At 45.6% G+C, this 22852-nt stretch carries 16 protein-coding genes, 2 pseudogenes and 1 riboswitch; of the genes and pseudogenes, 12 read left to right on the plus strand and 6 right to left on the minus strand.

Features of this window, described 5'->3' with window-relative positions; all coding sequences use genetic code 11:
- Window positions 1-9 precede the first annotated feature (9 nt).
- From hslO to L5M10_RS12345, 3 genes are all read left to right on the plus strand, one after another.
- Window positions 10-870 carry an Hsp33 family molecular chaperone HslO gene (gene hslO / locus L5M10_RS12335; RefSeq protein WP_105250990.1) on the plus strand — a complete coding sequence of 287 codons (861 nt, stop codon included), beginning with the start codon at window positions 10-12 and terminating at the stop codon, window positions 868-870.
- A 198-nt stretch (window positions 871-1068) separates the two neighbouring features.
- Complete coding sequence (locus L5M10_RS12340) at window positions 1069-2610, plus strand: phosphoenolpyruvate carboxykinase (RefSeq protein WP_173497001.1); 1542 nt, start codon at window positions 1069-1071, stop codon at window positions 2608-2610.
- 256 nt (window positions 2611-2866) lie between these two features.
- Complete coding sequence (locus L5M10_RS12345) at window positions 2867-4426, plus strand: AbgT family transporter (RefSeq protein ID WP_263255337.1); 1560 nt, start codon at window positions 2867-2869, stop codon at window positions 4424-4426.
- Between the two features lie 196 nt (window positions 4427-4622).
- Here L5M10_RS12345 and L5M10_RS12350 read toward each other — a convergent pair whose 3' ends face one another.
- Window positions 4623-4979, minus strand: a complete 357-nt coding sequence (locus L5M10_RS12350) for a hypothetical protein (RefSeq protein WP_263255339.1) — start codon at window positions 4977-4979, stop codon at window positions 4623-4625.
- A 499-nt stretch (window positions 4980-5478) separates the two neighbouring features.
- On the opposite strand from L5M10_RS12350, the gene L5M10_RS12355 reads away from it, so the two are divergent.
- The 3 genes from L5M10_RS12355 (at window position 5479) to L5M10_RS12365 (ending at window position 10308) form a co-directional block, all read left to right on the plus strand.
- Entirely contained in the window at window positions 5479-6729 is a 1251-nt protein-coding gene (locus L5M10_RS12355) for a dicarboxylate/amino acid:cation symporter (protein ID WP_263255341.1), read from the plus strand.
- 272 nt (window positions 6730-7001) lie between these two features.
- Window positions 7002-8138 (plus strand): FUSC family protein, encoded by a 1137-nt coding sequence (locus tag L5M10_RS12360; RefSeq protein WP_263142192.1) that lies wholly within the window; start codon window positions 7002-7004, stop codon window positions 8136-8138.
- Between the two features lie 133 nt (window positions 8139-8271).
- On the plus strand, window positions 8272-10308 hold the full coding sequence (locus L5M10_RS12365) for a M14 family metallopeptidase (RefSeq protein WP_263255343.1): 2037 nt from the start codon (window positions 8272-8274) through the stop codon (window positions 10306-10308).
- A gap of 25 nt (window positions 10309-10333) precedes the next feature.
- Here L5M10_RS12365 and L5M10_RS12370 read toward each other — a convergent pair whose 3' ends face one another.
- Complete coding sequence (locus L5M10_RS12370; RefSeq protein WP_263175873.1) at window positions 10334-11101, minus strand: class I SAM-dependent methyltransferase; 768 nt, start codon at window positions 11099-11101, stop codon at window positions 10334-10336.
- A gap of 269 nt (window positions 11102-11370) precedes the next feature.
- Here L5M10_RS12370 and L5M10_RS12375 point away from each other — a divergent pair, with 269 nt between their 5' ends.
- The 3 genes from L5M10_RS12375 to L5M10_RS12385 all read left to right on the plus strand — a co-directional run bounded on the left by L5M10_RS12375 (window position 11371) and on the right by L5M10_RS12385 (window position 13750).
- Window positions 11371-12156, plus strand: a complete 786-nt coding sequence (locus L5M10_RS12375; protein WP_263255345.1) for a hypothetical protein — start codon at window positions 11371-11373, stop codon at window positions 12154-12156.
- Window positions 12157-12465: 309 nt separating this feature from the next.
- A complete protein-coding gene (locus tag L5M10_RS12380) occupies window positions 12466-12936 on the plus strand; it encodes a hypothetical protein (RefSeq protein ID WP_263255347.1) in 471 nt (156 codons plus the stop codon).
- 121 nt (window positions 12937-13057) lie between these two features.
- Window positions 13058-13750, plus strand: a complete 693-nt coding sequence (locus L5M10_RS12385; protein WP_263255348.1) for a hypothetical protein — start codon at window positions 13058-13060, stop codon at window positions 13748-13750.
- Between the two features lie 532 nt (window positions 13751-14282).
- Here L5M10_RS12385 and L5M10_RS12390 read toward each other — a convergent pair.
- Window positions 14283-15161, minus strand: coding sequence for a hypothetical protein (locus tag L5M10_RS12390; RefSeq protein ID WP_263255350.1), 879 nt, complete (start codon window positions 15159-15161; stop codon window positions 14283-14285).
- 267 nt (window positions 15162-15428) lie between these two features.
- Between L5M10_RS12390 and L5M10_RS12395 the strand changes: the two genes are divergently transcribed.
- The gene (locus tag L5M10_RS12395) at window positions 15429-15551 is read left to right on the plus strand and encodes a hypothetical protein (RefSeq protein WP_263187938.1); all 123 of its coding nucleotides are present in this window, start codon (window positions 15429-15431) and stop codon (window positions 15549-15551) included.
- A gap of 24 nt (window positions 15552-15575) precedes the next feature.
- On the opposite strand, the gene L5M10_RS12400 is transcribed toward L5M10_RS12395, so the two are convergent.
- Together L5M10_RS12400 and L5M10_RS12405 are read right to left on the minus strand one after the other, a co-directional pair.
- Entirely contained in the window at window positions 15576-16034 is a 459-nt protein-coding gene (locus tag L5M10_RS12400; protein ID WP_263255352.1) for a GIY-YIG nuclease family protein, read from the minus strand.
- Window positions 16035-16045: 11 nt separating this feature from the next.
- Complete coding sequence (locus L5M10_RS12405) at window positions 16046-18181, minus strand: S9 family peptidase (RefSeq protein WP_168826939.1); 2136 nt, start codon at window positions 18179-18181, stop codon at window positions 16046-16048.
- Window positions 18182-18361: 180 nt separating this feature from the next.
- Window positions 18362-18593: riboswitch (FMN riboswitch) on the plus strand.
- Between the two features lie 190 nt (window positions 18594-18783).
- Between L5M10_RS12405 and ribB the strand changes: the two genes are divergently transcribed.
- Both ribB and L5M10_RS12415 read left to right on the plus strand, forming a co-directional pair.
- Entirely contained in the window at window positions 18784-19437 is a 654-nt protein-coding gene (gene ribB, locus L5M10_RS12410; RefSeq protein WP_105250977.1) for a 3,4-dihydroxy-2-butanone-4-phosphate synthase, read from the plus strand.
- Between the two features lie 435 nt (window positions 19438-19872).
- Window positions 19873-22620, plus strand: a pseudogene (locus L5M10_RS12415) (diguanylate cyclase domain-containing protein); the annotation flags it as partial.
- Window positions 22621-22624: 4 nt separating this feature from the next.
- Here L5M10_RS12415 and L5M10_RS12420 read toward each other — a convergent pair.
- Window positions 22625-22852: pseudogene (locus tag L5M10_RS12420) on the minus strand (IS4 family transposase); the annotation flags it as partial.

Here is a 22852-nt window from a genome sequence, read left to right on the forward strand (position 1 = left end):
AGATACACGATGAACCAAGATACTTTACACCGCTACTTGTTCGATAATGCCGATGTGCGCGGTGAACTGGTGCAGTTACAAGACAGCTATCAACAAGTGATCAGCGCCCAAGAATACCCAGCCGTACTGCAAGTGCTACTGGGTGAATTAATGGCAGCCACCTCACTATTAACCGCTACATTGAAATTTAGCGGTGATATCAGCGTACAGTTACAAGGCAACGGCCCTGTATCTTTAGCGGTGATCAACGGTAACAATTTACAAGAGTTACGCGGTGTGGCTCGCTGGAATGCTGAACTCGCCGATGATGCTAGCCTCACAGAACTCTTCGGCCAAGGCTACATGGTCATCACCTTAACACCCGACGAAGGTGAACGCTACCAAGGTGTCGTTGCACTAGACAAGCCAACACTTGCGGCCTGTGTTGAAGAATACTTCAATCAATCTGAGCAGTTACCTACGGGAATTTGGTTATTTGCCGACGGCAAACAAGCGGCGGGCATGTTCCTACAAATTCTGCCAAGCCAGCAAGATCACAACGCCGACTTCGAACACTTGAGCCAACTGACGTCGACCATCAAGGCCGAAGAGCTATTTACTCTTGATGCAGAAAGCGTGTTACATCGCCTCTATCATCAGGAAGAAGTACGCTTATTTGATCCTATCGATGTGAGCTTCAAATGCACTTGTTCCCATGAGCGCAGTGCCGGCGCGATCAAAACCTTAGATCAAGCAGAAATCGAAGCCATACTGGCCGAAGATGGCAAGATAGAAATGGGTTGCGAATATTGCCACGCTAAATACACCTTTGATGCCATAGACGTAGCAACCTTATTTGCTAACGGTCAAACATCAACAACCCAGCAGTAAAACGACTCCCCCTAAAAAATGGGCGCCCTATTTGGCGCCCATTTTTTATTCATACCTATAATCCCCTCACACATTGCACTCGGCTTAGGCTACAATCGCCCTCACTTTGTCACCTAGCACGACTCAGGCGATAAATAAAATTAAATCGGCAGACGATCGATATTAAAATAACCTTACAAATCAAATGGAGACCTCACTATGGCGGATGGATTAAACCGCGTTCACTTTAACCCCTCAACAGCACAACTTGTCGAATTTGCCCTGCTACGCGGCGAAGGTGAATTGACAGCCAATGGCGCATTAGTTGCTAAAACAGGCGCTCGCAGCGGTCGCTCACCTGGCGATCGTTTCATTGTTAGAGAACCCAGTTCAGAAGCTGATATCGAATGGGGCCCAGTCAATCAGGCTTTCGATCCAGGTGCTTTTGAAGGTTTATGGGCACGGGTTGAAGCTTACCTAGCCGATAAAGAACTGTTTGTATCTGATCTCGAAGTCGGTGCCGACACTGAACATTACCAACCAGTACGAGTCACCACGCAATACGCTTGGCACCAACTGTTCGCCCGCAATCTATTTATCATTCCTGAAGAATTTAATCGTAAAGACAAACCAGTGTGGCAGATCATCAATGCCCCTGACTTTGTTTGCGTACCAGAACGTGATGGCACTAACTCAGATGCGACCGTGATTTTAAACTTCGCTGAACGTAAAGTGCTGCTTGCCGGCCTGAAATACGCTGGCGAAATGAAAAAGTCTATGTTCTCAGTGCAGAACTTCCTACTGCCAGCCCAAGGCGTGCTACCTATGCACTGTTCGGCCAACGTGGGTAAAGATGGCGACACTACGCTGTTTTTCGGTTTATCTGGCACAGGTAAAACCACACTTTCTGCCGATCCAAAACGCTTCCTGATCGGTGACGATGAACACGGCTGGGCACCCGGCGGCGTATTCAACATCGAAGGCGGTTGCTACGCCAAATGTATCGATTTAAGCCAGAAGAATGAGCCCGTGATTTGGGATGCGATTCGTTTCGGCACTGTGCTTGAAAACGTCGTGATGGACGAACACCGCGTACCTAACTACAAAGACAGCAGCCTGACGGAAAACACCCGCGCAGCCTATCCGCTAGAGCACATTGCCCAACGTAAAGAAGACAACTGCGGCGCTGAGCCACATGCGGTTGTATTCTTAACCTGCGACGTATCTGGCGTATTACCACCGGTTTCTATCCTGACCAAAGAACAAGCGGCATACCACTTCTTGTCTGGCTATACCGCCAAAGTAGGTTCGACTGAAATCGGCTCAACCTCGGCGATTCAATCCACCTTCTCAACGTGCTTCGGCGCACCTTTCTTCCCACGCCCTGCTGGCGTGTACGCAGAACTGTTGATGAAGCGCATTGAGTCCTTCGGCAGCCAAGTGTACTTAGTCAACACAGGCTGGACTGGCGGTCCACACGGTGTAGGTAAACGTTTTGACATCCCAACCACCCGCGCCATCGTCGATGCGATTGTCAGCGGTGAATTGAAAGATGTTGAAACCGTCCACTTAGACACCTTGAACCTCGCCGTTCCTGTGGCAGTCACAGGCGTAGACAGCAATTTACTCAACCCAATCAACACTTGGGGCGACAAAGCGCTATATGCCGAATACGCCCAGAAGCTGGCCGAAGCTTTCACTAAAAACTTCGCTAAGTATCAAGTGTCAGACGCTATCCGTAACGCAGGTCCAAAGGCATAAGCGCGTAGCGGCTCTGTTCGGTACGATTATTGAGTCAAAAATATCGTTCTATAAAAAGCGCGGGTTCAGTCATGAACCCGCGCTTTTTATTTGCGGCTAAATTGATTTAGTGACGATGAAATCCACCCGCACTAAAGTCACTGCGATAGATTTTTATGTGTTTTATTTCTTATCGATTAGTTAAACCAAGCTTAAATTAATGCTGCGTTTTTATAATCGCCGATAACAATCATCATTTTTAGGAAGCGGCACCCAAATGGAAAATCATAAACCTGTCACTGGATTCCAGCGATTTCTCAATGGCGTCGAAGTCGTCGGCAATAAACTGCCTGATCCGGCGGTATTATTTGCGATGTTTCTGGGCTTAGTCTGGTTGATCTCTTGGGGATTATCGGGTGTCAGTTTTGATGAAATCGACCCTCGTACTGGTAACCCGATTCAAGTCGTTAATATGCTCGAAGGCGGTGCACTGACCGCGTTTACCTCGACGATGGTCACGACCTTTGTGACTTTCCCGCCGCTCGGTGTCGTGCTGGTTGCTATGTTGGGTCTAGGCGTTGCTGAACATACCGGCTTTATTAATGCGGGGCTGCGCTCCATTTTATCTGTCACTCCCAAGATGTTACTCACTCCGGTATTGATAGCCGTGGGTATTCTAAGCCATGTCGCGGTAGATGCGGGTTATGTACTCGTTATCCCGCTCGGCGCGGTGATCTTTTATGCCGCTGGTCGCCATCCCTTAGCCGGTATTGCCGCCGCTTTCGCTGGCGTATCCGGCGGTTTTTCTGCAACCGTTGGCGTGCCATCGAGTCTTGATCCTATGTTAGCGGGCTTAACTCAGGCAGCGGCAAGATTATCGGCCGACCCCGCGGCCGCCACATTAACGATTAACCCACTGAATAACATCTTTTTTACTTCGGCATCTGCCATCCTAATTATCTTAGTTGGCTGGTTCTTAACGGATAAAGTTATCGAGCCGCGCCTAAAAAACACTGCGGTGAATGGCGATCCCAGCACGCTCCCAACCCTAGATGAACTGCAACCCCATGAGCGCCGTGGACTCAAATTCGCCATGCTATCCATGTTGTTATGTGCCTTAGGACTGGTGTTTACTGCCTATGGGGACAACTCTGCTTGGCGTGGTACTGACGGCGCCTTAACCAGTGCTTCAGCGCCATTAATGCGCTCCATTGTGGCGATTATTTTTGTGTTCTTCCTCATCCCCGGCATCGTGTATGGTTACGTCGCTGGCACGGCAAACAATCACAGAGCCATTATTCAAGGCATGAGCAAATCCATGAGCGGCATGGGTTATTACATCGTGATGGCCTTCTTCTGCGCCCAGTTTATTTATGCTTTTGGTCAATCTAATTTAGGCGCATTAATGGCCATTAAAGGCGCATTGGCGTTAAAGGAATTAGCCCTTCCTATGGGTGTGACTCTGGTGGGGATTGTTTTTCTCACTGCATTCGTCAATCTATTAGTGGGTTCCGCTTCAGCCAAATGGGCATTGATTGGTGCCATTATGGTACCCATGTTAATGGAGCTAGGTGTATCACCGGATTTGACTCAAGCCGCTTACCGAGTGGGCGACTCATCCACTAATATCATCACCCCACTGATGCCTTACTTTCCGTTAATTGTGGTGTTTTGCCAAAAATACGTTAAGGAATCAGGCATAGGCACCTTAGTGGCGCTGATGTTGCCGTTTTCAATCAGTTTTCTTTTACTTTGGAGCGGTTTCTTACTGGCATATTGGGCCTTAGGCTTGCCTCTAGGGATTGGCAGCTCGTTCTCCTTCCCCGCAATGCCTTAGGGCGTTCAAGAGGTATTCAGAGTGCTTGCGAAATTGAATTCATAATAAACAGGCGCTCAATACCTCAATAACCACTAAATGGTGCACAACTTATTACCTCGCCTTAAACACAAATGCCGACGTTAACCGTCGGTATTTTACCGCTAACAACACGTAATTTTATTTTATATAGAAACAACAAAATAAAAATAAACACTTAAATATCTATAAACGCATCTCGCTCATAGTAAAAGATAATAGCTTCAAGCAGTTCCTGTTCACTGGGCTGAGCTTTTTGCTGCATAAGGTTATCGATCACATCCTCGATTTGATCCATGTTTAGCAGATAACCATAGTCACTCCGGCCTAAGCTATCCTCAAAGGCATCGATTTCGTCATCCGATAGGTCTCTCATATCATTCACTATCGGGAATAATGGAGTGGTCAGTTGCAGGGATTCACCTTCATCAAGTTCTTGATAAACCAGCCAATAACTTAATCCAGGTTGTTCGACGCACTTTCTTATCCAGCACTGTAACGATTCGGGCGGGCCAAAAAATGAGGTGATGTTCATAATGTCCTCGAAATGGAGTTGTCATAGGGAAAACTGAGTGAGTCACAGAGTTGAATGGTCATGGAGGTTTTTTAGCTATTAACCACTCTCATGATTCATACAAGTAAAAGATGGGTGACCAACGACTCAAGCCGCCCCAAGAATACGAGAGGATATCTGCGCCCATCAAAGTAAAAATTACAATTCATCAATTCGGCAGTTAAAATTCCATAATTAAATAAGCTTTATTCATTTTTAAGCGCATAAATTTAAGCATTCCTCATTTAACGTTAACATGATTTAGACTTTGGTTATTTTGAAACCAAGGTTAGTGATGTTTCACAATCCCCTGCTATGCAATTGTGGTACTTTACTCGGTCAAAAATGTCGGGCATTTGCCTTTAACATAGAGTGAACCTTTAGCCTAGAGTAAGCCTTAATCACTAAAGCTTGAGTCGTCTAGGTTCAAATCGTCTGTGCATGACACAAAATGCTGCGGCAACTGGGGAGTTTCGCAAGAATGAAGAGCAAGAGTTTATTAGGTAACATTGGTGTGCAAGTGGTTATTGCCATGATTATCGGCGCACTGGTGGGTTTTATGATGGGTGAGAGTGCAAGTGTGTTTGCACCACTCGGAACCATTTTCATCCATTTAATCAAAATGCTAGTGATACCACTGGTATTGGTTTCTATCATCAGCGGCGCGGCGAGCTTAGGCGATAGCCCATCGGCGGGTAAGATTGGCATTGGCACTTTCGGCTTTTTTATTGTCACGTCGGGCTTTGCCGTTGTGCTTGCACTCTTGATGGGTAATCTGTTCCAACCGGGTGCAGGCGTTGATTTTACCGCCCACAGCAGCACAGACTTGATGGAAGTAACCAAGGAACATGGCGCATTACCCGGGGTAATGGATACCTTTATCGGCATGATCCCAACCAATGTGTTCGAGTCGCTGAACGGCGGTAACATATTACAAATCTTAGTCTTTAGTATCTTCTTCGGCATCGCACTGACTAAAGTTAAAGGCGATGGCGCTAAACCTATTTTGGCCGCACTTAACACAGTCGTCGATGCCTTTGTGTGGATGATCAACTGCGTGATGATCATTGCCCCTATCGGTGTATTTGGTTTGATGGCCGATTCTGTCGGCACCTTCGGTTTTGATGCACTAAAAGTCGTGTTTAAGTTATTCGCCGTGTTTGTTGCTGCGATTCTGATCTACGGCTTTATCTTCTTCCCATTAGTGGTACAACTCTTCTCAAGAGTGTCGGCGCGCCAGTTTATTTCGGCAATGAAGAAGCCGCAGGTGATGGCATTATCGACCGCCTCTTCAATGGCGACTCTGCCAGTGAATATGGAAACCTGCGAGGAAGATCTTAAAGTATCTAAGGCAACCACGGCTTTTGTACTGCCGTTAGGCGCCACCATTAATATGAGCGGCAACGCGATTTATTATGGTTTAGTGGCCATGTTCTTCGCCCAAATGTATAACGTTGATCTATCGATGACAGCCTATGCGGCCATCATTTTCACCTCAACCTTAGGTGCAATTGGTCAAGCTGGTGTGCCAGGCCCATCCTTCTTAGTAGTGGCAGTGCTGTTAGCTGCAGGAATTCCTATCGATGGTTTACCTTTGCTGTTTGCGTTAGACAGGGTTTTTGACATGATCCGTACCGCACTCAATATCACTGGCGATGCTGCTTGTGCCTTGATCATGGATAAATACACAGAAGTTGACGTTAAAGCGGATAGTGAGCGCAGCTTAAGCTAACTCAAACACTTTGAATATAGGCTTGAATAGGCAACGCTTATTCAAGCCTTTTTTATCTGCAGCACGGTATAATGGCCTGCCTCTACACGCATCAGTTAAGCCTATTTAATCTGAGTGTTAATGTGATCTCTCCCGCGCCATCCACTAAGCTCAATTTGCTAGATTTCGCAATTTACATTTCTTTATGGCGCTATGGCCGCAAGTGACACGGTTTTTCTGCGATACTGCCACTAGATTAACATCGCTAAGTTAGCTCAAAGGAATTTTGCCCTATGTCTGTATTTGCCCCAGCCACACCCTTTGCCGACTTTATCTATCGCCATTTCCGCTCAATTCACGCCCTAAAGCTCGGGCTAGCCTTACTCGTTGCTGTCACTATTAATGCCATTTGGGCGCCACCGCATTTTATTTGGAGCATGGTCACGATAGTGATCATTATGATGAGCTTACCTCAAGTAGGCGGCGCGATTGAAAAGTCGCTACAAAGGGCGATAGGCACTTGTTTAGGCTCAGCTTATGGGGTGATGTTAGTTGCCACAGTGGACAGTTATTGGCTAATCATGAGCCTGCTGATCTTAGCCGTTAGCTTGATTTGTTTTATCTCGGCCGGACGTTATAGCTATGCCTATTTAGTGGCCGGATTTACCATCATAATCGTGGTCGGCGATGCCAACCATGACACCTCTGAGGCACTATGGCGCACGGCCAACATCCTCTCCGGCTGTGTGATTGCTATTTTGGTCTCACTGTTCATTTTCCCGATTAAAGCTAAACAAGATTGGCGCTCCCAACTCACCCATGCCATCGACAATATGGCCGAAGTATTAGCCGAGCATCTTAAGGCGCCCGCCAATCATGAGCTCGATTTTCGCGCTAGACTAGAGGCTGCGATGAAGGCCGTACTCACTCAAAAGAAACTGTTTTTCTCCTTGGAATGGGAAAGTCAAACCCTCAAAAAACACAAAGTGCTACTGTCACAGTTAGCCAATAAACAAGTGCGCTTAATCACCTTACTCGAACTCTTACCCTTAACCCGCTGGCAGGAAGAAGACAAAGACGCCTATCTGCAGATTAATGCGGTTGCCTCTGAGCTTGCCTTCTATTTGCAACAACTTGCAGAATTTGTAGCGGGTAAAGCTCAACAATTACCGACACTACCAGAATGCTTAGATCAAGAATTACAACACAGACTCCAGCTTGCCCTAGTCGCAGCCACTCAAGCATCAATCGCTGATCCAGTGACAGCCGTAAACGACCAAGTGCCGCAGGGATTTGCACTCACAGGTTATAGCTGGCTGATTTATCAGCTCGCGATTGCCGTCGAAGCACTTTATAAAGACATTGCCATTATCGACATTGCCTATCACAAGCGGCCAGCTTCTCAGATAACGCCCAACAAAACGGCTTAGTCGATTTTCCCATTCCGCTTAGTGCTTAAATCCATGTCAGAAATGCCGGATAACCCTTAGCCGCCCTTGCGTTAACGGGGCGTTTAATGAAAAGATACCGTCCTAATAAAAATTCGATAGATGGACTCTTTTCATGCGCTTGTTTTCTTTCTCCGTTATCGCCATTGCCTGTCTCTCTACGGGCAATCTGTACCCTGGGAATGCTTTTGCCAATGATGCGAAAACCACAGCCCAAACAACTCCGGCAGCCACTATGGCGCAAGCCTCTACCACAGAAACATTGGCAGTTGGCTCCCCAGTAATCACAACGTCACAGGATGCAAGTCCAGCAGCGAATAGCCAAGCAACTGAAACTGCGACTAATGTACTGGCCGATACCACAGTTACGTCGCCAGAAGCACAACCAGCGCCCATTCCTGAACGAGCCAACACCTTTGTCAACGATGCGATTTTACCGCCCAGCATCACTTGGCATGGCGCCAGCGAATCGCTCATGTTAAGTGTTGATAGCGAGTGGGCGACTCCCTTTGAGCAAAGTGGCGGTATTGAAAGTCCAAGCTACGATGCCACTATCGCTTGGCTCGACAAACTCGCGGGCGAGACAGATAAATTACAAAAGGTGAGCTTAGGTAAGAGCCCACAAGGGCGCGATATTTGGATGTATATCGCCAGCAGTGAAGGCATTAATGAATCGGCACGCCTCAAACAAAACACTAAGCCAACAGTGCTAGTGCAGGCGGGGATTCATGCGGGAGAAATCGACGGTAAGGATGCCGGCATGATGCTGCTACGTGACATTATCCAAGGCGATAAAAGTGCCCTGCTCGATAAAGCTAACCTCTTGTTTGTGCCTATTTTTAGTGTTGATGCCCATGAGCGCAGCGGCGAATTTAATCGTGTAAATCAACGTGGCCCTGTGAATATGGGCTGGCGCACTACGGCTAATAATCTCAACCTTAACCGCGATTATGCTAAGGCCGACAGCTTAGAAATGCAGCACATGCTGCGCGCAATCAACGTATGGCAACCGGATCTGTATATCGATGTCCATGTTACTGACGGCATCGACTATCAATACGATGTTACCTTTGGTTATAACCTTGCCCAAGGCTTAAGCCCAGCGAGCTACCGCTGGCTCGAAAACAGCTACAGACCTGCGGTTGAAGCCACATTAACGGAACAAGGCCATATTCCCGGCGCACTGATTTTTGCCGTGGATAACGCCGATATTAACAAAGGCATGTCGCTGTGGAATCCAAGCCCGCGCTTCTCTAACGGTTATGGCGATGCTCGCCATTTGCCCACCATTCTGGTTGAAAACCACAGCCTAAAGCCCTTTAAGCAAAGGGTGCTCGGCACTTATGTGATGTTAGCGCAAACCCTCAAAACAGTGGGTGAACAGGCGACAAAACTTAAGAGTGCGATTCAAGAAGATAAATACCGCGCCTCACCGCTAATCACCCTTACTTGGAAATTAGCATCATTAGAAAAAGGCTGGGATTTTAAAGGCATAGATTATCAACTTGAAAAGAGCCCCATCAGTGGCGCTGAAGTTGTGCGCTGGACAGGTGAACCTAAGCTTTACCCTAACTTGCCTGTGATGGCTGAAACAGTGCCCGACATTAAGGTCACTCGTCCGAGTGCTTACTATATTCCCGCTCAATGGACTCAAGTGATTGATCGTCTTAACGTGCATGGCATTCGCATGACCACACTCAAAAAGCCAACCGAGTTGAAATTGCAGCAATATACCCTCAGCAATCCCGTGTTTAACACTAAGGATTTTGAGGGCCGCCAAACGGTCAAAGCCGAGTCAGAGTTAACCAAAGTCAGCACTACTCTGCCCGCTGGCACCATTAAAATCAGTACAGATCAACCGCTAGGCGATCTGGCGATTTTACTGCTTGAGCCGCAATCACCAGATTCTTTACTGCAATGGGGTTTCTTCAATCCTATCTTCACTCGCACTGAATACATTGAAGATTATGCGGTAGAGCCACTGGCGGCCAAGACGCTAAAAGATGATCCTAAGCTACAAGCTGAGTTCGACAAAGCACTGACCAATGCCGAGTTTGCCGCCGATCCTGAGGCACGCCTACGCTGGTTCTATGAACGTAGCCCTTACTACGATAACCAATACCTTAAGTATCCGGTTTACCGTAGTCGCTGATCATCTCGATTACAAAAGGCTGTGATTAAGCGGGCTTACGCGCGCTTATGCTGTACACCAAGGGCACATTCTGCCCTTGGTGTGTTAACACATAACGACCATCGGCTTGCGCTTCGAGCCCTTCAAAGCAGTTATAGGGGCTGAAATCAAACTCGTGGAAGAACTCCAACACTAAGCCCGCCTGCAATAATGCATTGATCACTTCAGATAAACTGTGCGACCAGCACATTAAGGTTTGCTGATCATCACCGGTATTTTCGGTATATGTGCCTTCCTGCTCTATGTCTGGCTCACCCCGATTAAAATAGCTATAGCCATCGAATAGCTGCTGCGCAGGATGGAACTCGGCCATGTAAAACTGTCCGCCGGGTGTTAAACAGGCAGCCACTGTCTGCGCCCACAGAGTTAAATCCGGCAGCCAAACAATGGCACCATAGGACGTAAACACAATATCGTGAGGCTCAACCTTGCTCGCCACACTGTAAACATCGCTACAGATAAACTCAGCAGACAACTGTGTCCGTTCTGCCAACTTTTGCGCTTCAACAATCGCGACCTCTGACAAATCGACGCCAGTGACTCTCGATCCCATTCGCGCCCACGACAAGGTGTCTAAGCCGAAATGACATTGCAGATGCAGCAAACTTTTACCTGCAACCTCGAGTTCACCTAGCTCAATTTCCCGCAGCGAAGTCTTACCACTAAGAAAGCCCGCCACATCATAAAAATCAGAAGTTAAATGTACCCGAGTGCGCGCATCCCAAGCCGTTTTGTTTGTTGTTAAATAATCCATCAGCATCCCTTCTTGTCTTTTTTGTATTTTTGATTCCGCGTGACTTACGGAGCTTAAACTAACTTAATAAATGAGCAATTTCACTAATCTATGAGTAAATCACCCATGTAGCGGACATGTCCGCACAGTGAACCTCGGACACTTTCAGCTTAACCAATTGATTATAAATGAAACTTAAAATTGGCATGGGCTGTGCAATGTCTTATTCATCGCAAGACGACTCAGCACTCACCCAAAAAATCGAGTGACAGATAAACAAGGAAGCTAACATGTCACTACGCCCATTTATATTCACCCTCGCTTTTATAGTGTTTTTTACTGCTGGAGTATCGCTCACTGGCTGCATTCTTAATGTGAACGCTGCAGGCATGCCAGACTTAGACCACCAGCAACGCGAACTCACACTCGATAGCCAAGACTTACAAGGCCTGATTGCAGAAACTGGCGCAGGCAGTCTCGAAATTATCGGTGTCGAAGGCCTAGCCCAAATTAAACTCGTCGCTGACATCTATAGCAATAAGGACGGCAACGATGACAGCAAAGTCATTCTCACCCTTGAGAAAAAAGCCAATAAAGCCAAGCTCAAGGCCAACTTTGAGCAAACAGATTCTAATAATGACTCGCCCTATATAGACCTAAAACTGCAAGTCCCTGCGAACTTTACACTGGATATTGATGACAGCTCAGGGGCTATTTTGATCAGCAAGATGACGTCAGACATGAACGTCAAAGACGGTTCGGGTGAACTCACTATCAACGGTGGTAACAATATCAACATAGAGGATGGCTCAGGTGATATTGAAATCAGCCAAATCAACGACAGCCTAACCATTGAAGATGGCTCTGGTGCCATCAAGCTGACCGATATTCGCGGCAATATCGCAATTGATGACGGCTCGGGCAACATAGAGGTCGCCAATGTGCAAAGTGCTGTGACCATCACAGATGGCTCAGGCAACATTAATGTCTTTAACACTAAGGGATTAACGATTCTTGCGGCAGGTTCTGGCGATGTGACATTTAACAAAATCGACGGCCCAGTAAGCATGGAATAACGCGCCGTTTTACCACTCTACTCCCAAAGGTTTTACCCACTTCCCGGCGTAGAGGCTGATGTTGCAACGGTTCCCAGCCAAGATGTCAGTCTTCTACCCACCCTTTTAAGCTTAAGCCCGACTTATGCATTTATGCCACTAACCCCTTGTAGTGGCATTTTTTTATACCGAAATTAAGCTTGAGTTTGCAGAAATGACATTGATTTTATTCAGACCGTTACGCTTTAACCTTGTGGATTTGCTAAGATTGTCAGCCTTCCAACTTCAATAGTCGAAAAGTCACACTATAGTGCCAGTAAAGTCGAGAATATGGATCAGTTTTCGGAATACCAAAGAGAAATTGAATCGCTTTCCCTATCAGATAACCCTAGACAGATAATGGAAGGACTAGGGGATATTTGTTTTGATGGCGAATCTTTTTACCGCAACGGCAATAAAGCCCTAGCCAAACACATTTTCAAGCATATTTACGCCTTAGATGCGCGATCAGACTATTTCTCACACGCCAGAACTGTCGCAAAAGCCTTTCTTATAACCTTGGAAGAAATTCCCCCTATCTCCCTAAAAGAGGTTATTTTACAGATAAAGCATGAGCATGCCTCATTAGCTGCACATCAATTAAATCTGCTGATTGCAAAGCGTCTTTTTAGGGAATTTAGTCACCATCAAGACGCTATCCACATCACTATGCAATATCTCACCAAAGCCGAGGCACTTACCCCTCTGAGCAAGAGTGACCTTCGCTTTAAAGCTTTAGTCAGCTCAAATAAGAGTGAGTAAAGGGATAGCGTGACAGAATAAATCATCAGAATTTAGAGCCGCTTCTCAAAAGAAATGCAAAAATATACCAGAAGAGATCAACATTCTGAATTCGACAACCCAATTTTAATTAAGTGATAACATGGACATTTCATCTTTTAAGAAATATATAAAGTTAGCACCAGAAAATGTTTCAGAATGGCAGAGATGGGAAAATTCATTACCTACCTTCGATTCTATATTACCAATATTGGATTATGTATATAACGCTGAGTGGCAGCGAGATGATTGGAAAGCCATAATGGCATTCATTCGGAAAGGTTATGTTGAGCAAAATGAATCATCTGAATTAGTTGACGGGATTAAGCATGTAAATATATTCAACTCCAAAGTTATTAATCTAAAAGTTGATGTCGCAATTTCATTAAACTGCTCCATTGTTCGTTCATTAGAGTCAATTAATTTATGCTCAGACTCAGTTGAATCATTAAGTGTGTCCCATGCAAGCAAACTCTCTGAAATTACCGGAAACACCCAGAATTTAAGCTACTTATCTTTGAATAAATGTCAAAAGTTAGATTTGGGTTCTATCATTTCAACGCTGGACAGCGTAAAAATTTTAGACCTCAGTGGAAACCCACAGTTGTCCAGTATTGACGAGTTGCGTGGAAATAAAAATATTTTTGCGTTGTATCTTTTTGAAACAAATGTAATTAAGACTAAAGAGACAGTAGAAATCTTGGCTTCGATACCAAACTTGAAAAAACTTTGGATTAAAGCAAACCAAAAGGAGTTGGAACTTTTAAGAGAAGCCCTACCAGGGATTGTAAATTAAGCATAGAAAAAGACCGGACATGTAGTTCGAGAGCGTGAAAAAATCTGTGTAAGTGGCATTCTTAGCCTGTTGAATGGAGTTCAGAATACCAATAGCAGACAAACTTATCGCTCAGCAGAAGAAAAATCGACGCTCCCCAATGCAGACCAGTCTTTGGTGGCAAAAAAGTCTTAAACACTTGATTTATTATGGAAGTTAATCGTTAAGCTATTAAGCACTGTCATTCTAGTGACTCGCCGCCCTTTCGTTTAACAAGAAGTGTCCCTATAGGCTCAACGGCGGCATCTGCTGCATACAGAAGTGCAAATACCGCGATCACATGGATGTGAAAGAGCGGACATGCCGCCAACGGTTACTTCCATGACAGTGCTTAATCTCATTAACCTTTGAGTATACCTGTGGCCAAATTGAACAATGAATGCCTTGATAAACTTCACATATAATGTTGCATTCAAGTATGAGCAACATTGCCACTAGCCCCCAACCTTGAACTAAAAATACCAAGCTTTAGGAATCACTCTTAAATGCTTTATTATCTTAATGACTTTCGACCAAACCTCTCATAATCATGGACAATAGCTTCAAACAGTTTTGAACCTACCACTTTATCCACATTATCAATCACATAATTTTCAATCTTTGCAAGCTGTTCTTCTGGGATTTGCTCGTATAGTTCAGATATTTTATTTGCAGCATCCCTGATATAACCATCAAAACCGTCAGGAAAGACGTACTGTCTTGGGGATATTGTTCCACCGCTAATAGCCACACGGCTAGATCGCATTTGTTTCGATTGCTTTGACTTAATTACACCTATAACAATAAACGAAGGTAACTTCGTATAAATGTACGTGCCTTGTGAGTTACCCACAATATCCATGGCAATAGCACGAAGGAAATACCGATTGATGTTTGTTGGAAGATTATCGAAATTTGTTGACTCAATAACATCAAGAGGAAATATGTGTTGCTCAAATTCGTATAAGTTTGAAGATTTACCAAGTAAGAAGTTGGCTAACCCCTCTTCAGCTTTTTCCAACATTTCTAGGTATTCTTGCGGTTTAGTTTCATGGCTATTTTTGCTGCGAACATAAGTAAGTGTTCGCCAAGACAAAGAGGCTGCAAATTTTGACAACCAATTTCCATACACTGCTACTAAACTCGAGTTTTTCATATAATGGTGGAATATTTTAACCGAAAAAGTTCTTTCCCATGTTGAAAATAAATCTTCGCAATCTCCACATAACCAATATTCTTTGGCTATATCTTGCTGTCGTTTACTTACTTGATTTCCATCTCTTAAATAACCCGTAATTGAAGTCTTCTTAAGCCACTTTCCTATAAATTTTGGAATAAAATGACTCAACTCAAGCTTCGCTTCTTGATTACATAATTTGCAAACGCCATGCATATAAAAAAGACCTCCATTAAGATAACCGTTGAATAGTGTGCATGCTCGCTTACCTCATTAGAGCAGAGAAAGCGTGCATCGTTAACTATTTGTATCAAAATAAATTAATCAGATTTCTATCACTTTCCTTACACAACAATCTATCAGACAGAATATCCCATGTGCGAGTTACAAACCTATCATATATTGCAATAGGATCATGCCAACTAAGATAGATAGTTCTGTCTGACATTAGGCTTAAGAGAATGCTCTAGGTAACAGGATACTATGCAGTTAGCCAGATTAAGCACTGACATGGAAGTGACCGTTGACGGAATGGATGCCGTCGTCGAGCCTATAGGGATATATCTACGGCGAGTCACTGGAATGACAGTGCTTAATCATTACTAGTCACAGAACAAGTATGATGCAGTGTTAACGATCTACTAATCCACGCTCTGACTCAATCAACGTCAGCTTTTGAGCGCGACTCAGCTTTTTAACTGCAATCTCACGGCGCAGTGCATCGCCGTGACTGCCAACCTGCTCTTGATACATCAGCGTTAATGGACCTTTACCGCGCAGATACTTAGCGGATTTGATGCCACCTGACTGATGCTCGCTAAAGCGTCGTGTGACATCTGTGGTGACGCCTGTGTATAAATGCCCGTTGGCGCAGCGGACTAGATACAAATACCAGAGGGGTGCTGACTTTATGGGTGTAGGCTTCTGTGGTGCAGGATTTAATGGTACGGGATTCAGCGAAGCTTCTGTCACTGCATCTTTGGTAACGACAGCGCTAGTCACTGGGGCAAGTGTGTCTGCCACCAGTGACTCATGTTGCTGCACAGCTTCTATGTCCGTATTGCCTAAGCTGACGACTGATTCAGTCACTTGCGAATAACCTACTTCGACATACCTAACAGACTCAAGAAGAAGGCATATTCTTGGGCTGTATCTTGGTATTGGCGATAACGGCCACTCTTACCGCCGTGGCCAGCTTCCATATCCACATTGAATAACAATACCTTATCATCCATCTTGTACCACTTATTCTGTACATCGCGTAGTTTAGCGACCCACTTTGCAGGTTCAAAATACTGCACTTGGGAATCATGCAAACCAGTCGTCACTAGCATGTGTGGGTATTCTTGCTCGGTGACATTGTCGTAGGGCGAGTAACTCAGCATGTAATCGAAATAGGTTTTCTCGTTCGGATTGCCCCACTCGTCATACTCATTGGTCGTCAACGGAATCGACTCGTCCAGCATAGTCGTCACCACATCAACAAAAGGTACATGGGCTGCAAGGGCGAAATACTTATCCGGAGCTTGGTTAGCAATCGCGCCCATTAGCAAACCACCCGCGCTGCCACCAGAAGCGACGACCTTGTTTTTGTCGCCATAACCTTGCGCCGTTAATGCCGTTGTTACGTCAATAAAATCATTGAAGGTATTCTGCTTATTCAACAGCTTACCATTGTCATACCAAGGGCGACCTAGCATTTCTGAGCCGCGTACATGGGCAATGGCATACACAAAACCGCGGTCGAGCAAACTGATAACGGATGAAGAGAAATCGGGTTCTACTGTGTAACCGTAAGATCCATAACCGTATTGGTATAGAGGGTTAGTGCCATCTTTCTTGAATTTATCTTTGCGATATACCAAAGAGACGGGCACTTTCGCACCGTCGCGGGCCGTCACAAATATCCGTTCTGCACGATACTGGCTGGCATCAAAGCCGCCTAAGACTTGATCTTGTTTTAATAAATCACGTCTATCGGGATTCACCAGCGAATATTCGTATACGGCTTCTGGCGTCGTTAGGCTGGAGTAGAAAATGCGTAACTTATTGCTGTCTTGCTGGGAATTAATCTCTAAACCCATCACATAGGCAGGTTCATCAAAGCTCAACTCGAAGGGCTTTTGACCATTGAGCGGCATCACTTTAATCCGCGTCAGGCCGTTTTCACGGGTCTGAATAATCAGATAATCCTTGAGCACTAACTCGTCTTCGATACGGGCATTGGGATTATGCGCAACCACTTCTTGCCACTTAGATTTGTCCGCCGCATCTTTGATGGCAACTTTCATCAAACGGAAGTTAGTCGCCTGCCAGTTGGTGAGAATGTAATAAGTATCACCCAGCTTAGACACACTGTATTCGTGGCCTTCTTCCCGCGCTAATACTGGCTTGAATAAACCTAAAGGCTCGCTGGCATCGAGAATAGACACTTCACTCGTCGTGGTGCTTTCTTGGAACAACACAATTTGCGACTCATCTAAGGTTTTGCCGAGCGAGATATAAAATGAATCGTCTTGTTCTTCATACACTAAGACATCGCTCGATTGCTTAGTGCCCAGCTCGTGGCGATACACTTGATAGCCCAGCAAGGTTTTTAGATCTTTGGCGATATAGAACACATGCTTGTTGTCGTTCGCCCACACTACGCGACCTTCGGTATTTTCAAGTACATCGGTGATCATGTCGCCCGAAGCCAAGTCTTTAAAATAGATGTGATATACACGGCGGCTGAGGACGTCTTCACCAAAGGCCAACATGGTTTCATCTGGGCTGACACTGGCGCCGCCTAAACCATAAAACTCATGGCCCTTAGCTCGCTCGTTAACATCGAGCATCACTTGCTCAACACCATCGGCGCCCTTACGGCTGATCAGCGGATATTCGCTGCCCTCTTGGTATCTGTGATAATAGCTGTGCTGATGCCATTGGTACGGCACGCTCGACTCATCGGCGACTAAACGCTCGGTTAACTCTTTATAAAGACCATCTTGCAGCGGCTTTAATGGTTTGAAATAAGCCGCGGTATAGCGATTCTCAACGTTGAGATAGGCCAACACTTTAGGATCTTTGCGCTCATCATCACGCAGCCAATAGTAATCATCGGTACGCGTGACGCCATGTAAAGTCATCACATGGGGAATTTTTTCAGCAACCGGGGCGGGTACTTGCCCTTTGGAGGTCGAACAAGCGGATAACAGCATAGCAATACCTAAAGTGAGTAGCAGAGAGCGCATTTATACGTCCTTGTGACGTCCATAACGACCGTCGAAGAATGCGACGGCAAGTCAATTAGCTTATGTGTTCAGTATGATAGTGGTCAGGTGTGCACTAGCGCAAACATTGAACGCGAGAAGTTGCCATTCGCGGTAAATAAGAGCAACATAACCGCGTTTTTGAGCGCAAATGGCTCAAAAGCAAATTCTCAGGGCGGGGTGAAACTCCCCACCGGCGGTAAATGGGTAACGACTAAGTGATTATTTTGCTGAGCGACACCCAAAGCCCGCGAGCGCCCGAAATCACTTTCGGGGTCAGCAGATCTGGTGCCTTAGATTTTGCCTAGTGCAAAACTGACTATTCCAGAGCCGACGGTAATGGACTGTTTGCTTTAATGGCAACAGTGCTGAGTCCGGATGGAAGAGAATGTAAGACAACACCTTGCGGTATTTAAGTGCAACGCGCTTATGTATTGCAGTGTTAGCCTCATGTTTTGCAATAACTTCACCCCAAGTGAAGTGATATTGCTACAGCAAAATCGAGCCTTTTGGTTTGATTACGTTGTATTTCTGCACGCCCTGATTCTGGATATTCCAATGTCGTTTATTTAAGGATATTAACCATGAATCAGTCTTTACTTGCTCCTTTTGGTACTGCTATCGAACGCGTTGAAGCGGGTCTTAATGCCCTGCGTCAAGGCCAAGGTGTATTAGTTGTCGATGACGAAGATAGAGAAAACGAAGGCGATTTAATTTTCGCTGCCGAGACGCTGACTAACGCGCAAATGGCCATGCTCATCCGTGAATGTAGCGGTATTGTTTGCCTGTGTTTACCCGATGCAAAAGTCAAAGCCCTCGAATTGCCCCCTATGGTGGAAAACAACTCGAGCCAATACGGCACTGCGTTTACTGTGAGTATTGAAGCTAAAGTCGGTGTGACTACAGGGGTTTCTGCCGCCGATCGCGTGACCACCATTAAAGCGGCGATTGCCGATGGCGCTAAGCCAAGTGATCTCGCTCGTCCTGGCCATGTGTATCCACTTCGCGCCCAACCGGGTGGGGTATTGACCCGCCGTGGTCACACTGAAGGCACTATCGATTTAATGCAACTCGCGGGTTTAAAAGCCGCTGGCGTATTGTGTGAAGTCACTAACACCGATGGCACTATGGCGCGTTTACCCGAAATTATTGCCTTCGGTGCTCAGCACAATATACCCGTGTTGACGATTGAAGATATTGTCGTTTATCGCAAATCATTGCTGGCCAATGTCGGCTAGATAACATGCCAATCGCCTGAATCTAGGGCATTGATTTAAATAGAAGGACGTTTAGCTGCGGCAAACGTCCTTTTTATTTAAGTAGATTTACCGTTAACAATCGCGTTCCACCTAATGCACTAAAAAAACCGATAAAAGGTAAAGTTAAACAAGTCATTCTTTCGAATGATGAAATACTGCTTCACATCACAGACAAGACAAATGCTTGTTTGATAGGTGCAAAATAGGTTAATAAAAATAGTCTCTTAGCATGATATATAACAATTTGCTTAATTTCGTGACCTAGATTAGATATCCATAAACTAAAGGTCGCGGTGGCTGGCCGCCTATGTTAAATATCCTCACCCTGTGCCTAGTCCTATTTGTAACTCGGATTCAACGTTATTACGTTGAATTTTCTTTTTCTGCCTAGGTGAACGAGTGGAGTGATCTTTAATGCCGTCAGCGCTACACCATCTCAGTTTGAAGCAAAAGCTCATTCTGTTTTCGTTAGTCCCATTATTAATGATGAGCTTTTTCATTCTGACGCGCATGCATGACTTAATAAAGGAATCACACTCGGCCAAGCACAATCATCTTGCGGTACAAACGACGGTACAAATCACTGAGCTACTCTATCAGTTGCAAAACGAATATGGTCTAAGTACAAATCAGCGACCAACCGATGAAGTGCTATTACAGCAACAAGCGACTAGATCAAAAGCACTCGATGCATTACTGAACAGTGAGCCTTTAGAACATCTTCTGGAGGCGCTCGACCCTAAAAGTATTGAAGCAAACAAAATGAACGCATTGTTGGATGCGCTCAAACTCACAGGCAACAAACTCGCTAACGTTCACCAAAACCACACAGACGAAACACTGAGTCAGTTTACGGAACTCTATAATCAATTCCACACTCAGCTTTTACAGCTCATCCAGTTATTACAGTTACAAACCAATGAAATCAGTCAGTCCCGTGCCTATACCGATCTATTGAACCTGCTTATGGTGCAGGAGTTGGCCGTAAAAGAACGAAGTGCCATCAATCAATTACTGCTCAGCAAGTCACTCAATATTAATGATTACCGCACCATAATCTCCTTTATGTATGAATATGAGCGAGCCGTGATGCACGCGAGTAATGCATCAATTTCCGATAGAAGGTCCTTACTGCAAAACCTACAAGATTCGCCAGAAAATCAACGCATTCTGCAAATCAGCAAGCAAATTGAACAACAAACTCGCATTAGCGCTCTGGCACAAAATATTAATGCCTACTTAGGTTACGGTGGCTTAATGGGCAGTTTTCAGGACTATTTGCTTAAGGGCGATGAGATTTCACTGCAAAAATTTAATGCAGCACTTGCGACGATTCAGCTTAATTTGGATGAACTCAGTCACGAGACTCGTTCTCTACCCGAATTTAAGGTGGCGCTGAAAACCATTGAGGACAGCATAAATCAATACCAGTTCAGCATGGTCAAGTTGCAGCAACTGAAGCAGCAAGGTTTGCCGATGACGGAGATCAAAGCCATCGCGCAAGTCCCTGCCAGTGAGGACAAATTAAGCCAAGCGATGAGCCAACTATTAATGCCGCCACATCCAATTGATAGCCAGGAGTGGTGGGATCTCACCACTCAGCGTATCAATCAACTACATTTGCTGGCGCAAAATATCACCAAGAACATGGCGCAGCAGAGCGAATATCAACAAAACCACACCTTAATCTTACTCGGCTTATACTTGTTCTCGGCTTTGTTCACCGCAACCATCACACTTTGGCTTGGACAAAAGATCATCCGCAATTTTATGGATAAGATCACTAAGATTGCCAATGACATGCAGCAAATGGCAGCAGATCCACAGCTCAATATTAATATCCAAGTCTCAGGCACAGATGAACTCGCCCGCATGGCCCGTGCCATGAACCGTATGATTAGCGAACGGCAAAAAGCAAACCATGCCCTAAGCCGCGCTGCAGCAGTGTTTGACTATTCTGCCGAAGGCATAATGGTGACAGATGCCGACAACCATATTGAACTGGTCAACCCCGCGTTTTGCCACATTACGGGCTATTCATTGGAAGAAGTAAAAGGCCGCAGTCCCTCCCTACTCAGCTCTAGCCGTCATCCTAAGCACTTTTACACCGCCATGTGGGAGTCACTACAAAAAGAAGGGAAATGGGAGGGTGAAGTTTGGAATAAACGCAAAGATGGCCAAGTATATCCCGAGTATCTAGCGATTACTGTTGTGCGAAATGAGCAAGGTAAAATAATCCAACATATTGGTTTATTTATGGATATCAGTAAGCGAAAGCAATATGAGCAGGATCTTTGGTATCAGGCCAACTTCGATGGATTAACTGGACTGCCTAATCGTAAGCTGTTCAATGAACGACTGCAGCACGAAATCCATGTGGCGCAGCATGACTCTCGCAAGCTGGCTATCTTGCTGATTGATTTGGATCAATTCAAATATATCAATGATGTACAAGGCCATGCCACTGGCGACTTATTACTTAAAGATGTCGCAAAGCGCTTAGAAGGCATTGCGGGGAGAACCGATTTTATCGCACGTATCGGTGGCGACGAGTTTGTGCTTATCTTGCCACGACTGACTAACGAACTCGCCATCGAACACATGGCAACCCGAATCATTGAAACCTTAGGTATGCCATTTAACTTAAATGACCGCGAGATCCAGATTTCAGCCAGCTTTGGTATCGGCGTCTATCCCGAAGATGGCCTCGATGTCAGCTCACTCACCCGCAATACCGAAACCGCCATGTATCAAGCCAAAGATGCAGGGCGGAACAATTTTAAATACTTCACCGCGGGTATGAATCAAGCCATGTTCGCCCGGATGGAGTTAGAACAACGTCTACGCCGTGCCGTGGCACAAAATGAATTTGCCCTGCATTATCAACCTATCGTGGATATGCAAACCGGAAGTGTCTGCAGCGTCGAAGCCCTTATCCGCTGGCAAGACCCCGAGCTTGGGTTGATCCCGCCGGATCAATTTATCCCATTAGCCGAAGAAACCGGATTGATAGAGCCTATGGGCGAATGGGTGCTCAACCAAGCCATGCATGATCTGAGGCAATGGCAGAAAAGTGGCTTAAATATCAATGTCGCGATTAATGTTTCCAGCCGCCAATGTATCAATACACGCGGTATGGGGTTCGACCAAGTGCTGAAGGATCCCCTCATAAATCAGCCATAGCATAGCCATATTTGAGCAACTGATTGGCGAATAATACCCAGGCCGCCAGCAATTCTTTCTCCGTGATTTGATAATCAGGCCGCCTGAGTACCTCCAATCCCAAGCGAATCGTTGAGAGTACCGTTCGATGCCCAATGGTATTGGCCTGAAAATGCTTATCCCAGCCCTGTTGCTGTGCGTGTAAACCAACTAGCCACAACAGGCATTGAAC

This window comes from Shewanella sp. SM32 (genome assembly GCF_025654235.1).
Lineage (GTDB): Bacteria > Pseudomonadota > Gammaproteobacteria > Enterobacterales > Shewanellaceae > Shewanella > Shewanella oncorhynchi.

What these genes read in the sequence shown, in the direction of transcription:
- L5M10_RS12360 (WP_263142192.1), top strand. Translation starts at nt 7,002, where the DNA reads ATGTCTGTATTTGCCCCAGCCACACCCTTTGCCGACTTTATCTATCGC.
- L5M10_RS12405 (WP_168826939.1), bottom strand. Translation starts at nt 18,181, where the DNA reads ATGCGCTCTCTGCTACTCACTTTAGGTATTGCTATGCTGTTATCCGCT.
- L5M10_RS12385 (WP_263255348.1), top strand. Translation starts at nt 13,058, where the DNA reads ATGGACATTTCATCTTTTAAGAAATATATAAAGTTAGCACCAGAAAAT.
- L5M10_RS12375 (WP_263255345.1), top strand. Translation starts at nt 11,371, where the DNA reads ATGTCACTACGCCCATTTATATTCACCCTCGCTTTTATAGTGTTTTTT.
- ribB (WP_105250977.1), top strand. Translation starts at nt 18,784, where the DNA reads ATGAATCAGTCTTTACTTGCTCCTTTTGGTACTGCTATCGAACGCGTT.
- L5M10_RS12390 (WP_263255350.1), bottom strand. Translation starts at nt 15,161, where the DNA reads ATGCATGGCGTTTGCAAATTATGTAATCAAGAAGCGAAGCTTGAGTTG.
- L5M10_RS12355 (WP_263255341.1), top strand. Translation starts at nt 5,479, where the DNA reads ATGAAGAGCAAGAGTTTATTAGGTAACATTGGTGTGCAAGTGGTTATT.
- L5M10_RS12340 (WP_173497001.1), top strand. Translation starts at nt 1,069, where the DNA reads ATGGCGGATGGATTAAACCGCGTTCACTTTAACCCCTCAACAGCACAA.
- L5M10_RS12380 (WP_263255347.1), top strand. Translation starts at nt 12,466, where the DNA reads ATGGATCAGTTTTCGGAATACCAAAGAGAAATTGAATCGCTTTCCCTA.
- L5M10_RS12370 (WP_263175873.1), bottom strand. Translation starts at nt 11,101, where the DNA reads ATGGATTATTTAACAACAAACAAAACGGCTTGGGATGCGCGCACTCGG.
- L5M10_RS12345 (WP_263255337.1), top strand. Translation starts at nt 2,867, where the DNA reads ATGGAAAATCATAAACCTGTCACTGGATTCCAGCGATTTCTCAATGGC.
- L5M10_RS12350 (WP_263255339.1), bottom strand. Translation starts at nt 4,979, where the DNA reads ATGAACATCACCTCATTTTTTGGCCCGCCCGAATCGTTACAGTGCTGG.
- L5M10_RS12365 (WP_263255343.1), top strand. Translation starts at nt 8,272, where the DNA reads ATGCGCTTGTTTTCTTTCTCCGTTATCGCCATTGCCTGTCTCTCTACG.
- hslO (WP_105250990.1), top strand. Translation starts at nt 10, where the DNA reads ATGAACCAAGATACTTTACACCGCTACTTGTTCGATAATGCCGATGTG.
- L5M10_RS12395 (WP_263187938.1), top strand. Translation starts at nt 15,429, where the DNA reads ATGCAGTTAGCCAGATTAAGCACTGACATGGAAGTGACCGTTGACGGA.